The following is a 13,780-nucleotide window of genomic DNA, read 5'->3' as shown; positions in this document are numbered from 1 at the left end:
AAGAGCGCAGACGGCGGGGTCTGCGGTTGGAGCCAGCGGCCAAGCCGGAGGCATTCCGATGCCGGTTGGGATGCTCTTAACGGGGGCCTCCGGACAATTGCTGCGACGAAAGCGGCGTTTCGGCGTGGTTCTGAGCTTGCAGGAGAGTACAGGCGTAAATGGAGACAGCCGGGCGGCTGCGGATGCCCGGTGTTCACAATACCGGAATGACGGGCGTTTCGTCATGCCGCCTCCTTCCGCGGTGGCGCGCGCGACCGGGGTTTTTGCCCGCGCCGGAAGATCTCGATGATATGCATTGTTCCGCCACAGCACGGGCATGGCTCACGCAGGGTGAGCGGGAGAACCTCGGCGGCTTCTGGCGGTTCTTGAGCCGGGCACCTTGTCCCGAGCAGGGCACGGCACCGGGCGATGTTGGCCTTGCGCTGCGCTGAGGCGAGCAAGCCGTAGTGCCGGATGCGGTGGAAACCAGCGGGCAGGACGTGGATCAGGAAGCGGCGGATGAACTCGGGCGTGGCCAAACGCATGACTTTCTGCCTGTCGCCGCGCTTGATCCTGTAGTCCTTCCAACGGAATGCCACGGTGCCTGCGTCGGCGCTGACGAGGCGTGCGTTCGAGATGGCCACCCGGTGGGTGTACCGGCTGAGATAGGCGAGAACGGCTTCCGGGCCTCCGAAGGGCGGTTTGGCATAGACCACCCATTCGGACTTGCGCAAAGGAGCCAGCCACTCTGCGAAGGCATCGGCCTGCGCCAGCGGTTCCAGGTCGCCGAAGAAGGCCAGCTCCCCGGCGCGGTGAAGCGCCATCAGCCCCTCCAGAAACAGCCGCCGGAACAAGCGCGACAGGACCCGCACATGCAGGAAGAACCCGGGCTTGCAGGCAATCCATCTCGCGCCGTCCAGAGACAGGCCGCCACCGGGAACGATCATATGGATGTGGGGGTGATGGGTCAGCGCCGATCCCCAGGTATGCAGCACGCTGGTCATGCCCACCCGAGCACCAAGGCGCTTGGAGTCCGCTGCGATGGTCATGACCGTTTGTGCCGACGCCCGGAACAGCAGACCGTAGACCGCCCGCTTGTTCCAGGAGGCGATCCGGGCGATCTCTGCGGGCAGGGTGAAGACCACGTGGAAATACTCCACGGGCAGCAGGTCCTCGGCGCGGGCTTCCATCCAGTCGCGCGCCGCTGGCCCTTGGCACTTCGGGCAGTGCCGGTTCTTGCAGGAATTGTAGGCGATGTGGCGATGGCCGCATTTGGCGCACCCGGCCACATGCCCGCCGAGCGCTTCGGTCCGGCAGGCTTCGATTGCCGACATCACCTTGAGCTGGGTCAGGCTGACATGCCCTGCATTGGCCCGCCGCCACGCGGCACCATGGGCACGGAATATATCAGCAATCTCCAGCCCCGGGCGGGACACCCCAGTGCCCCGTCACTTCAGGCTTCGCTTGATTGTCTGATCCTGCAACTGCTCCAGCATCTCGTAGGGGCTGACCGTGTCACGGATCGTCTTGGTGGCGACATGGGTGTATTGGGCCGTCGTGCTCAGCTTGGCATGGCCGAGCAGCACCTGGATGACCCGGACATCGGTGTTGGCCTCCAGCAGATGCGTCGCAAAGCTGTGCCGCAGGGTATGCAGAGTGGCGGCCTTTTTGATGCCGGCCATGTTCTTCGCTGACGTGAAGGCGCGGTTCAGCTGCCGTGGCGACAGCGGGTTGATCTTCGGCTTGCCGGGGAACAGCCAGCCCTCCGGCCGCGCCTCGCGCCAGTAGTCGCGCAGCAAGCTCAGAAGCCCGGGTGACAGCATCACCTTCCGGTCCTTCCGCCCTTTGCCCTGTTCGACATGGATCAGCATCCGGTTGCTGTCGATATCGCCGATCTTGAGGTTACAGACCTCGGCGGCCCGCAGCCCCGCGCCGTAGGAAATGCTGAGCGCGGCACGGTATTTGAGCCCGGGCCCCGGCGCCGCCATCAGGATGTCCGATACCTCTTCAACGCTGAAGACTACAGGCAACCTCCTGGGCTGGGTGCGGAACTGCATGTAGCGCTTCATCTCCTCGCGCCCGCAGGTCATGCCGAAGAAGAATCTGAGCGCCACGATCCTGGCGTTGAAAGTCGCCGGCGTGACCCCTGTATCCGTCATGTGCAGTTGATAGGCGCGGAGTTCCTCCGGTGAGGCGGTATCCGGCGGGTGCCCGAGGAAAATGGCGAAATCCTTGACCGCCCGGATATGCGCTTTCTGCGCCTTGTCGCCCATCCCGCGGATGCGCATGTCCTCGATCATCCGCTCTCGAAGCGGGGTTGATCTCTCCTCTGTCATGGGAGCCTCCTGTCTGATGATTGAGAAGGGCTCAATCGTCAGGCAGAAATGCCGTTCCCCAAATGCACCACTGTCAGATCATCGCTGAACATCAGCCACCCGCGCCAATGCCGCGGAGCGGCTTCGTCCTTGGGGCTGGATCAGACATTCTCCGCAATTGGCAACTTCGAAGCTTTCCTCCATGCTCCGTACGACTTGCACCACATTGATTTCGCTGGCGGCCTGTCCGAGCTTGATGCCGCCGTAGCGGCTGCGAACACTCATGACGCAGCCTTGCCGGACCAGCTCGCTGACGATCTTCATCAAAGAGCTGTGCGGCAGACGGTAGATGCGGCTCAATGTCTCAATCGAGTGCAGCTCTTCGGGTTTGGACGTCAGAAAAATAAGAATTCTCAACGCGTAATCAGTTGTCAGGTTCAGCTTCATCCGGGGCTCCGATCACGCTTTTAATATTCATTTGGATTGCATCTTTCAAAGCTGCAATCATACATGCAACCAGCCTGAATGTTTCATGCAGTGAAACTCACGAAGCAGGCCGCAGGCTTGCCAACCGACAAATCAAGAGCGTGCAATGGCACAGCCACTCAGCCAAACCACCATCGATACCGTAAAGGCGACTGTTCCGGCGCTGGCGCAGCATGGGCGCGAGATCGTAGCAGAGATGTACGACAGGCTGCTGGCCGATCCTGAAATCCGCACACTGTTCAACCAGTCGCACCAGAACGGCGCCTCCCCCCAGCACGCAGCATTGGCCAACGCGATCCTGGCCTACGCCCAGAACATCGAAAACCTTCCGGCGATGGCGTCGGCGGTGGAGCGTATTGCAAACAAGCATGTGGGCCTGCAAATCGAACCCCGCCACTATGATCATGTCGTCAGCGCCCTGCTGGCCGCGATCAAGGCGGTTCTCAAAGAGGCGGCGACCGAGGAAGTGATCCGCGCCTGGAGCGAAGCATATTGGTTCCTAGCCAACATCCTGATTGGCCGCGAAGAGCAGCTTTACCAGTACAGAACGCAGCATCCGGCACATTGGGCTCTCACCAAGATTTCGCCGCCACTAGGCCGAACCTCGGCTTTTGGGACGCGGGTGGCAGCACATCACCGAAAACGTCGCTGGATCAACCCCGCGACCACCTCTAGTTGGGCCGGTCGCGCCTAGCCGGGCGATCTGGAGCCCGTGGATGCTGCAGCGCATTCGAGGTCAGCAGAGAGCCCAATGTATGTACCGGCTGCTGTTTGCAAGTGATCAATCGCATGTCTTCTGGAAGCCGCTGATATGTATCCGGCCTTTGTATCGGCTTCATTGTTTGCCGTGGCCCTGTTGGGAGTGCGCACGCGCCGCTGTCTCATTACTTGCCAGATCATTGATGACCATTTGGGCTCTCAGACTTTGGGTGCGTCTTAATTCCGTTCCATGCAGTTGAGGTTTACGAACGTTGTTTGCGGCATTGGCCTGATCGGACCGCAGCCGCTATCTCTTGTCCTTTCCAATCAAAGTCTTTGCCGGAGCTGAGGACGCTCCAGGCGATCCGGGCGAGCTTGTTGGCCAGTGCCGCACCAAGTTTGTTGTGCTGCATCCGCATTGACGCTGCTTCCAGCCACGGACCAAAGCTGAACTTGTGCCAGTTCTTGGGGCGCATCATGATGACCTGTGCGGCCTGCACAAAGAGCATGCGCAGATGACGACTGCCCCGTTTTGTGTTGCTCCCCAATATCGTGCGCCCGCCGGTGCTGCTTTGCCTCGGGACCAATCCGAGCCAGGCTGCAAAGTCGCGTCCCCGGTCATAGGCCTCGCCCTCGCCAACGGCAGCAGCCATCGCCGTTGAGATCAACGGGCCAAATACCTGGGATCGTCATAAGCCGCTGGCAACCCGGCTCAGTTTCGCTGACCTCCATGATTTCAGCCGTGGTCATCTCGATCCGTTTGTCCAGCCAGATCCAGCCCTGCCGGAGAGGGCAAACTCGCCAGCTTGATTTTGGAACTGAGTTTTCGGTCATGAGCCCAGAAGGGTTGCCGGTGAAGCACAAGGCTCCACCGGCGAGACACTAGCGCATCATCAGACTTTCACGTGGTCCTTGGCGATGGCATGGTAGATTACGCCGCCCAGGATTGCGCCAATCACCCAGTTGAAGCCGGACAAGACTGCGAACCAAGGGACCCAGACGGTTGCAACCGAGAACACCGCCGCCACGCCGAACGCCTTAACTGCACGACCGTTCCAGCCGTTGTCAAAGTGATAGATGCCGCCTTCCATGTTGTAGAGATCGGCTTCGCTCAGCTGCTCTTTGCGGTGCAGATAGTAGTCGACAATCATGATCCCAAAGATCGGGGCGAGCACGGCACCGAGCGTATTGACGAAGCCGCTGATCCCGAACTGGCTGATGAAGCTGTTCCAGAACCCACCGATCACCAGGGCAAAGATCGATGTGATCAAGCCGGCCTTTCGGAAACTGATCTTTTCTGGTGCCAAGTTGGCAATGCCATTTACTGCGGGGATGAAATTGGCCACCAGGTTGATGCCAACCGTAGCGGCGAAGAAGGTGATCGCCGCGATAACGCCCAGCAGCACGCTGTCCGTGCGCTCGACGATTTCTGTGGGGTTGATGATTTCTTCACCAAACACCACAGCTGCGCCGCCAGTGGTCAAAAGCGCAAGTGCCGAGAACAGAATCATGTTGAAGGGCAGACCGGCAAGGTTGCCCAGCTTCATCGTCCGATTGTCCTTAGCATAGCGCGAGAAGTCGCTGAAGTTGATCATGACCGCGGCGAAATAGGCCACCATTGTGCCGACGATGGCGGTGAAGCCTTTGAACTCTGTCCAGAACGTACCCTCGGGATTAGCAAAGATCGACGCAGTTGCCGAAAGAAGCTGACCGTCGGAGCGCTGCCAAAGCACGATCACCAAGCCGATCATCACCAGATAGACGAAAGGACCGGCGATGTTCAGGAAGGTCTCGACCCAGTTCATGCCTCGCCAGAAAATGACGATGTGGAAGCCCCAGACAATGAGGAAGGAAATCCAGTCGATGCCCGTCAGACCGAGGATTTCCACCCCGCCACTTGCGCCGGTGATTGAGCGGATCAGGAGAGCCACCGCCGTCGAGGCAAAGTAAACCTGAACTCCGTACCAGAACACGGCAACCGTGGCCCGAAGTATGGCCGGAAGCTTTGCGCCCTGGGTTCCCAGGCTGGCGCGCGCGAAGACAGGGTAGGGAATGCCGTATTTTTCACCAGCGGCACCAGACAAGTTGACCATCCACATGACAAAAAGCCCGGCAGTGATCAGAGCCGCAAACGCAGTCCAGCCGCCGACACCAAACGAGATGAACAGCGACGCGACAAGTGAATAGCCGAACAGCGATTGCACGTCGTTTGCCCAGATGTTGAAGATCGCGAACCATCCCCAGGTTTTTTCGTCAGCGCCGACTGGGTTAAGGGCGTTGCCCTCTGGGTCTAACGTGCCACCGTGGGCGACATTCGATTGATCTATAGAAGCCATGCTTTCCTCCCCGAAGCCACCCGACAAGCGGCTTTTTTATCCTGTTAAACATCGAGCGAAATTAATCTTGCATCTAACATTTTAGAAGATATGTTATCTAGCAGGCTATATGAAAATCCAGGTAACACCTTATGGTTTTGGTTGATAATACCACATCGGGGCGTCAATGACTCAATCAGGCGGCGTTCAGCTTCTGGCGGAAAAAGCTCAGCAGGAGCTCTGGCACGCGCTGCGGACCGGCAGATTGCGCGACGGGCAGTTCCTGTCCATGTCGCAACTTGTTCAAATTCTCGACTGCCCGATCGCCGCTGTCCGCGAGGCGGTGAAACAGGCCAGTTCGCACGGCCTGCTGGCCACGTTGCCGAAACGCGGCGTGCAAGTAATGGAAGCGCGTCCGGAGATCATCCGGAAATGCCTCGATTTCCGCATGGTTCTGGATCAGGAGGGAGCGCGCCGGCGGATCGCCGGCAGTACGTTATCTGGCTTGAAGGACTTGCGGGTGCAGCACAATGCAATGCTAGACACCGCACGGGCTGAACTGGGAAGCAGTCTTCCTCCGAAGGCTATCGAAGTCGATCTGTCGCTGCACAATTTCCTTGCCGAGGGCCTCGACAACTCGCAGCTAACGGCCAGCTATGAAGCCAACCGGATGCGGATTTCAATTATCCAAAATGCGCGCCCGTTTCTTCAAAACCGGATCGTATCAGCCATGGAAGAGCATCTTGCGATCATTGAAGCTCTGGAATGCCGTGACACTGAAGGCGCGGTCAACGCGATCCGATATCACTGCGAACAGACCCTGCGCTGGTGGGGCGTCGCCTGACATCCAATACGATTTGCCTGCCTATCTTAAGGTACGGAAGAGTATCAATTGCACCCTCCAAATTTTCCTAGCGGACCTTCCAGACTGAACCGGGGAACGGCAACTTCGTCCGCGACCTGTGAGTTTCGCGTCTGATCTTCGCTGCGGCCAGCATGAATGACCGTTCCTTCCGCTGAGCGGCAGCACCGAGTTTAACGCGTATGCAGCATTTCTCGCGCTGCGTGCGCATGCAGCGAGAAATTCGAGTTTACAGGTTGGGCTCATGCCGCAAGTTCGCCGCGCCGGGCGTGAATGGCTGATCTCCTAGACAGAGGCCGTTCACCTGGTCGGACTTGGGCTGGCGGTGAGCCGGACTTCGCTGCCCTTGCCCTTCCAGGTGTTTGCTGAGGCAGCATTCGCTTGCAGGTGCGGCACGCTCCTCGCTGCGATGCAGCCGATGTCGCCGGAACGGTCATTCGAAGCCAGTCTGAGGCGTGAAACTCGAACCACCCTTTCGCTGCAGCCATGATCGATCATCGAGGGGCCGGACATTCCAGATATTCGCTGCAGTAGCGAGAAGTCTCCAACACTCAACTCTTTGTGGGATGTGAGGGGCAGGATGCTAATACTCGCTGCAAAAGTGCTATCCCCCAGGCACCGGTTTTTTGGCGGGCATTCAGGCTAGTCAAATCGCGCATCACCTTTCAAGAGGAGGCTAGGATAGATCTGAAAGTACCTTGAAGGGGTTGAGCATAAGTTGGGGGTCAAACGTTGTCTTTAGCCGTCGCATGGCCGCAAGAGCTGGTGCGGGGCGGCTAAGCGGCAGCTGAGCGCGTTTTTCCAGTCCGATGCCGTGTTCTGCCGAAACCGTGGTGCCAGGGAACTGCTGCAGCACGCCGTAAATCGCACCGTCAATTGCGGCGTGGCTGGCGGGGTCAGGGGCGGGGCCCGCCATGATGTGCAGGTTGCCGTCGCCCATGTGGCCGAAGACATAGCAGCCGACACCCGGGCATTCCCGGGCGATCTGTTCTTGCAGCTGTTCGACATAGCCCGGGATATCGCTGAGGCAGAGGCCGACGTCATAGGACAGGCAGGGCCCCTTGCGGCTTTCAATCACGTCTGCGTCCTCGCGCAGTTGCCAGATGGTTCGGCGCTGGGATTCGGATTGGGCGGCGACACCGTCCAGCAGGATGCCGTTTTCGAAACATTGTGCCAGGAAGGCCGTGAGGGTGTCGTCCTGCCCTACATCGCCCCAATGACCTGTCTCAATCACTCCGTAGATGCCGCAATCTGGTGACACCATGCCGGTACCCAAATGTGTGGCGATTTGGGTGAAGAACTCCGGCCACATAGCTTCAAATGACAAGAGGCTGCCTCCAAAGACCTTACGGGCGCTGGCCAGCACTTGGAACAGATCTTCGGTTCCGGCGCAGCCGATCAGCGCAGTTTGCACCGAGGACGGGCGGCTGTGCAGGCGCAGGGTGAGTTTGGTGATGATGCCCAGCGTGCCTTCTGAGCCGATGAACAGCTGTTTCAGGTCATAGCCTGCGTTGTTCTTGAGCAGGGTGTTGCTGAGGTCAAGGAGCGTGCCGTCGGCCAGCACCGCCTCCAGCCCCAGGATGTTGTCCCGCGCCATGCCGTAACGGATCGCCTGGATCCCACCGGCATTGGTCGAGGCGATGCCGCCCAGGGTGCAGCTGCCGCGCGACGGCAGGTCGACACCGGGGGCGAGGCCGAGGGGCTCGGCGGCGTCGATTACCTGCTGCAGGGTGACGCCGGCCTCGGCGGTAACAACGCCTTGCACCGGGTCAAGATCCAGGATGCGGTTCATCTTTTCCAGTGATAAAGCCACCTGCCCGGATGCGGTGGCTGTGCCCTGAACCAGCCCGGTCAGCCCGCCTTGCGGAACAATGGTCAGCCCGTTGTCAGCGGCCAGCCGGCAAATCCCGCTGACTTCCTGCGCCGAGCCCGGCGTGAGCAGCACGCCACCATCGTAGCTCGCAGCGCAATAGCCGGTGTTTCGCAGGGCGAGCCGCTCACCGGTGATCACATTCTGGGCGCCGGTCACCAGGGTGAACAGCTCGGAAATCTGATTGATGTCCATCAGGGGTACCTTCGATTGTGCCGGTCTTAGCTGCCGGATTTGCCTTTGTGGTGCTCGTGCAGGGTCTTGGCGACAATGGCGATGGTGGTCAGCACCATCAGGATCACCGAAACTGCGGCGATGATCGGGTCCACGTTCAGGCGCAGCCCGTCCCAGATCCGTTTCGGCAAGGTGATCACGTCGATGCCACTGACAAACAGGGTGACGGCGATCTCCTCCCAGGATAGCACCAGGCTAAGGAACCAGGCCGAGAACAGCCCAAATTTGAGGTTCGGCAGCACCACCCAAAAGGTGGTCTGCATCCGCGAGGCGCCGAGGTTGCGCGAAGCAAGCTCAAGCGACTTGTCGAGGCGCGAGGTGGCCGTCAGCATCACGATCACCGCAAAGGGCGTCACCATGATCACATGGGTCAGGATCAGCCCCGCATAGGTATCGATCAGGCCGATGCGCGCTTGCAGGAAGTAGATGATTACCGCCGAGACCACCGGAGGCACCGCCATTGGCAACAGCGCCAGCCCCACCAGCGCCCCGCCATAGCGCGGCTGGCGGAACCAAAGGCCCAAGGCAAAAGCGGTGGCCAGAACCGTGGCGATCACGCTGCTGGCCAGAGCCACCAGCACGCTGTCGGATATGCTTGCCAGCCAGGCCTCATCCGTCATCAGCGCCTGATAGTGGCGCAGGGACCAGTCGCCCTTTGGCAGAGACAGGAACCGCTTGGGGGTGAAGGAGACCGGGATCACAGCCATCAGCGGCATCAGCATGAAGAGGCCGGTGAGGATGGCGGCAAGTTTCAGCAGCCAGCCTTGCAGGTTCAGGGGCTTGCGCATCATTTGACCAACCTTTCCGGGCGGATGACCCTGAACAGCAGGCCCGCCATTGCCGCGACCACGGCCAGCACCCCGATGCTGAGCGCGGCGCCAAAGCCCCAGTTCGATGTCTGGAACATCTGGATGTAGATGTATTCCGCAATCATCACGATTTTGCCGCCACCGAGGATCGCCGGGGTGATGAAGAAGCCAAGGGCAAAGACAAAGACGATGATCACCGAGGCGAGGACGCCGGGAATGGTGAGCGGCAGGAACACGTTCCAGAAGGTGAAGGCGGGATTAGCGCCCATGCCGCGCGAGGCGAGGAGCACCCGTGAGTCAATCTGGCGCATCACCGAGGCAATCGGGAAAACCGCGAAGGGCACAAGGAAATGCACCATGCCCAGGATCACCGAAAGCTCGGTCCTGACCAGTGTGAGCGGCTCAGTAATGGCGCCAATGGACAGCAATGTTTCATTCAGAATGCCCTTGTTGCGCAGGATCACCACCCAGCCGAAGGCGCGGATCAATACTGAGATCCAGAAGGGGATAAATATGCAAAGCTCCATGAAAAGCTTGCGGGCGGGCGAGCCGAAGACCCAGTGGTAGGCCATAAGATAGGCCAGCAGCACCGAGATGCCGGTGACCAGTAGGCAGACTCGCGCGGTGCGCAGCATTATGTTGAGCGCATCGGCGTCGGTCAGCATTCGCACATAGTTCTCCGCGCCCGGCTCGGGCCGGGAGACGGACCAGCCGAAGACACCCAGAAGCGGCGCGAGATAGACCGCCAGGAACAGGGCGGGCAGCAGCCACATGGCGATGGTGTGTATGTTGAACCGCGTGGCCATTTTGCTGCCCTCTCCTATCGCTTTAGCTGCTAACCAGCGCCAGATACTTGTCCAGCGCAGTTCCGTAGTGGTCGGCGTACCATTCCGCCTGCAGCACGATCTGACGCTCCAGGTTCTCCTTCGAACTGGCATCCACCGGCTTCATTTCTTCCGACACCAGCGCATGGGCGGCAGGGTTGGCTGGGCCGTTGCCCAGCTCGTTCAGCAGGGTCACCTGATTGTCCGGGTTTTGGGCCAGGGCGATGAACTCCATTGCAGCCTTGAGCCCGGCCGGGTTGCCCTTGATCACAGTCCAGCCAGAGGGCGACACCAGACCCTGATCAAAGGTCCAGTCGACCTCACCCTCGGTGTCCTGTTTGGTTAGGTTCGCACGGGTGTGCCACAGCAGGCCCATCGAGGCCTCGCCGTCGCGCAACAGCTGCTGACTTTCGGCGCCGGAGGACCAGAAGCTGACGATATGCGGCTTCAGCACCTCGATCTTGGCCAGCGCGCGGTCCACGTCCAGCGGGTAAAGCTCGGCAGGCGCAACGCCATCGGCCAGTAGCGCGGCCTCAAGCACGCCGGTCATCCATTTGTAGAGGGTGCGCTTGCCCGGGTACTTCTCCACGTTCCAGAAATCGCCCCAGGTGCTGGGCGCGTCATCGCCGAAGCGGGCGGCGTCATAGGTGATGACGTTGCTGTAGAAATAGGAAGGAACGTAGAATTCACCGTCAAAGCCCGGTTCGATCTTGCTGCGGTCGACAATGGAGTAATCAATTTTCTCCATCATGCCTTCGCGGCCCAGGCGGATCGCGGAATAGGGTTCCGCGTCGCAGACGTCCCAGCGGACCGAATTGCTTTCGAACTGGGTCTTCATCGAGCCTTCGAGCGGGCCGGAGCCGTCGATTTTCAACTTGTTGCCGGTGGCGGCTTCATAGGCTTCGGCAAAGGCTGCGGAGTACGCGTCAATCGCGTCGCCGCCCCAGTTGACCACCACCAGTTCCTGGCCCGCAGCACGGGCCCCAGGCGCGGCTACAGTGGCGGCACCCAGTGCCACCAGCCCGGTCAGAAAGCCGCGGCGATCCAGTTTGCCGTTGCGGAAGCTCTCAGCCAATAGCTCGCAGCAGTCTCGTTGAAAGTTGTTCATGGTATCCTCCCTGGTCATTTTCTGCCGGGTCCATCCGCCGCCCGGGGCGGTGCGGCCCGGATCTTGTTAGTCGGCAATCACGATGGTGTTTTCGGGCGACCAGCCGACCCACAGATCGCTGCCAACGCGGGGCAGCGCGCCACTGGCGTTGTGGGTGGAGGCGCTGATGCTGTGGCCTTGCGGCGTCTGCAGCACCAGGTCGCTGTGCGAGCCCTGATAGGTGGTCTGGATCACCTTGGCGGGCAGCATATTGGCCTGACCCGCGGGGCGCTCGGAGCTGAGTGTCATGTGTTCAGGCCGCACGGCGATGTTGACGGTGCCGTTCACGCGGTTTCCCGGATTGGCGGCCGAAAGCGTCGTGCCGTCCAGATTGCCGCGCAAGAGGCTACCGTCCATGCCGGGGTTCGCCACCGGGAAAATGTTGATCTGGCCCAGGAATTCCGCGACGAAGCGCGAGTCCGGCGCGTTGTAGATCCGGTCAGGCGAGTCCAGCTGCATCAGCCGGCCCCTATTGAAAATGGCGATCTTGTCGGACATCGCCAGCGCCTCGCCCTGGTCATGGGTGACAAAGACAAAGGTGGTGCCGGTCTCCTCATGCACCCGCTTCAGCTCGTTTTGCATCTGTTCGCGCAGGTTGCGGTCGAGCGCAGAGAGCGGCTCATCCAGCAGCAGCACATCCGGCTGGAACACCAGCGAGCGCGCCAGCGCCACCCGCTGTTGCTGGCCGCCTGACAGTTGCGAAGGTTTTTTGTGTGCATGTTCTGCGAGGCCCACCGTCTCGATGATCCGCCCGACTTTCTGTTTGCGCTCGGCGCTGCCCATCTTGCGCACCCGCAGGGGGTAGTCGACGTTCTGCCAGACGGTCATATGCGGAAACAGCGCGTAACCCTGGAACACCATGCCGAAATTGCGCTCTTCTGCTACCATTGCGCTGATGTCCTTGCCGTCTTTCATCAATTGGCCGGATGTTTGTTCGGTAAAGCCTGCAAGGATCATCAGAAAAGTGGTCTTGCCGGAACCGGAGGGGCCGAGAAAGGTCAGGAACTCGCCTTTGTTGATCTCCATGCTGACATCATGCAGAGCCTTGAAGTTGCCATAGGACTTGCAGATGCTGCTGGCCGCGATTTGTGACACTGACTGGCTCCCCATCGTTCCTGGCCCCGGTAAGGCCCTGAGCATTGGCGAAAGGATTGCAGTCAGTTTTTTTCACGTCAAATGAAACAAATTTCCGTATTTACTTGAGATTTTTTCATGAATTTGCGTGTGGCTAACTCTGCGTTTGCAGTGTGTATTCCTGGAACCAGCGCGACAGCCAGTCGATCGCCAGCTGGCAAACCCGGCGTTCCATCCGCTCTTTCTGGGTAACGATGTAATAGGCGTGGGGGCCGCGAATATCGGTGTCAAACAGGCGTACCAGCTTACCCTCGCTCAGCGCGTGGCGGCCCAGGATGTCGTCCCCGATGGCTATCCCGGCTCCGGCAATAGCTGCGTTGATATTTTGGGTCACGTCCGAGAACATGATGCCCTTACTCAACTCAAAGCTCTTCTTGCTGGCGGCAGACAGCCAGACCACCCAATCGCTTTGATTGCGGTGGTGCAGTAGCGGCAGTTTCACTAGATCCTCGGGCGTACGGATGCGGCCGTGGCGCTCTAGGAAGGCGGGCGAACAGACTGGGAAAGCGCGTGGGGTGAACAGGTGCTGGACGTGCTTGCCCGGCCAGGCGCCGTCGCCGTAGATGATCGAGAAATCAGATTGATCGTTGAGGATATCGCTGCGATCGGTCTCGTTGGTGATTTCCAGGTCTATGTTGGGAAAGAGGTCCAGGAACTCGGTGATGTGGTACGCGAGCCAATAGCTGCCGAGACCTGACGCACAGTTGATCCGCAAGGGTCCGAAGGGTTCGCTGCCGCCCAGTGGAGCGTTGGCGCGTTCGACGATCTCCAGCGCCTTGCGGATGTCCTGCACATAGCGGTTGCCGGCTGAGGTCAGCTCCACTTTGCGGCCCGCACGGCTGATCAGTTTGACACCCAGCATTTGTTCCAGATTTCGCAGCTGATGCGAAACCGCGCTGGGGGTCACGAACATCGCCTCTGACGCCTTATGCAGGCTGCCCAGCCGCGACACCGCCTCCAGCATCCTGAGCGCGGTCATCGACGGGTAGACCCGGCGCGCATCGCTTGCGTCTCTTTCGGCCATGCTACCCATGTTCGGGACCTCTCTAAGCAGGGTTTCGGGCATGTTACATGAGAAAAATTTCTAAATGCAGCGGAATTTCTTT

The 13,780-nt window shown here is 59.9% G+C and carries 13 protein-coding genes; 2 read left to right on the top strand and 11 right to left on the bottom strand.

Annotated features, from left to right (window positions below):
* Positions 1-221: 221 nt before the first annotated feature.
* The 3 genes from K3555_RS04995 to K3555_RS04985 form a co-directional block, all read right to left on the bottom strand.
* Positions 222-1,415 (bottom strand): IS91 family transposase, encoded by a 1,194-nt coding sequence (locus K3555_RS04995; protein ID WP_260005205.1) that lies wholly within the window; start codon positions 1,413-1,415, stop codon positions 222-224.
* Positions 1,416-1,427: 12 nt separating this feature from the next.
* Positions 1,428-2,315, bottom strand: coding sequence for a site-specific integrase (locus K3555_RS04990; RefSeq protein WP_260005203.1), 888 nt, complete (start codon positions 2,313-2,315; stop codon positions 1,428-1,430).
* Positions 2,316-2,393: 78 nt separating this feature from the next.
* On the bottom strand, positions 2,394-2,741 hold the full coding sequence (locus tag K3555_RS04985; RefSeq protein ID WP_260007623.1) for an Rrf2 family transcriptional regulator: 348 nt from the start codon (positions 2,739-2,741) through the stop codon (positions 2,394-2,396).
* Positions 2,742-2,886: 145 nt separating this feature from the next.
* On the opposite strand from K3555_RS04985, the gene K3555_RS04980 reads away from it, so the two are divergent.
* The gene (locus tag K3555_RS04980; protein ID WP_260007622.1) at positions 2,887-3,474 is read left to right on the top strand and encodes a globin domain-containing protein; all 588 of its coding nucleotides are present in this window, start codon (positions 2,887-2,889) and stop codon (positions 3,472-3,474) included.
* 268 nt (positions 3,475-3,742) lie between these two features.
* Here the strand turns inward: K3555_RS04980 and K3555_RS04975 are convergent, their stop codons facing one another.
* Positions 3,743-4,132 carry a transposase gene (locus K3555_RS04975; protein WP_409201674.1) on the bottom strand — a complete coding sequence of 130 codons (390 nt, stop codon included), beginning with the start codon at positions 4,130-4,132 and terminating at the stop codon, positions 3,743-3,745.
* Positions 4,133-4,372: 240 nt separating this feature from the next.
* Entirely contained in the window at positions 4,373-5,815 is a 1,443-nt protein-coding gene (locus K3555_RS04970) for an NCS1 family nucleobase:cation symporter-1 (protein ID WP_260007621.1), read from the bottom strand.
* 166 nt (positions 5,816-5,981) lie between these two features.
* On the opposite strand from K3555_RS04970, the gene K3555_RS04965 reads away from it, so the two are divergent.
* Positions 5,982-6,638 (top strand): GntR family transcriptional regulator, encoded by a 657-nt coding sequence (locus K3555_RS04965; RefSeq protein WP_260007620.1) that lies wholly within the window; start codon positions 5,982-5,984, stop codon positions 6,636-6,638.
* A gap of 694 nt (positions 6,639-7,332) precedes the next feature.
* Here the strand turns inward: K3555_RS04965 and K3555_RS04960 are convergent.
* The 6 genes from K3555_RS04960 to K3555_RS04935 all read right to left on the bottom strand — a co-directional run bounded on the left by K3555_RS04960 (position 7,333) and on the right by K3555_RS04935 (position 13,698).
* Entirely contained in the window at positions 7,333-8,721 is a 1,389-nt protein-coding gene (locus K3555_RS04960) for an FAD-binding oxidoreductase (protein WP_260007619.1), read from the bottom strand.
* 26 nt (positions 8,722-8,747) lie between these two features.
* Positions 8,748-9,551, bottom strand: a complete 804-nt coding sequence (locus tag K3555_RS04955; protein ID WP_260007618.1) for an ABC transporter permease — start codon at positions 9,549-9,551, stop codon at positions 8,748-8,750.
* Entirely contained in the window at positions 9,548-10,375 is an 828-nt protein-coding gene (locus K3555_RS04950) for an ABC transporter permease (protein ID WP_260007617.1), read from the bottom strand. The genes K3555_RS04955 and K3555_RS04950 overlap by 4 nt, the downstream gene beginning before the upstream one ends.
* Positions 10,376-10,397: 22 nt before the next feature.
* A complete protein-coding gene (locus tag K3555_RS04945; protein WP_260007616.1) occupies positions 10,398-11,501 on the bottom strand; it encodes an ABC transporter substrate-binding protein in 1,104 nt (367 codons plus the stop codon).
* A 66-nt stretch (positions 11,502-11,567) separates the two neighbouring features.
* Positions 11,568-12,635 carry an ABC transporter ATP-binding protein gene (locus K3555_RS04940; protein ID WP_260007615.1) on the bottom strand — a complete coding sequence of 356 codons (1,068 nt, stop codon included), beginning with the start codon at positions 12,633-12,635 and terminating at the stop codon, positions 11,568-11,570.
* 133 nt (positions 12,636-12,768) lie between these two features.
* A complete protein-coding gene (locus tag K3555_RS04935) occupies positions 12,769-13,698 on the bottom strand; it encodes a LysR substrate-binding domain-containing protein (RefSeq protein WP_260007614.1) in 930 nt (309 codons plus the stop codon).
* Between the last annotated feature and the right edge of the window lie 82 nt (positions 13,699-13,780).

It is taken from the genome of Leisingera sp. M527 (assembly GCF_025141525.1).
Lineage (GTDB): Bacteria > Pseudomonadota > Alphaproteobacteria > Rhodobacterales > Rhodobacteraceae > Leisingera.
This window is presented reverse-complemented; position numbering and strand designations above follow the sequence as displayed.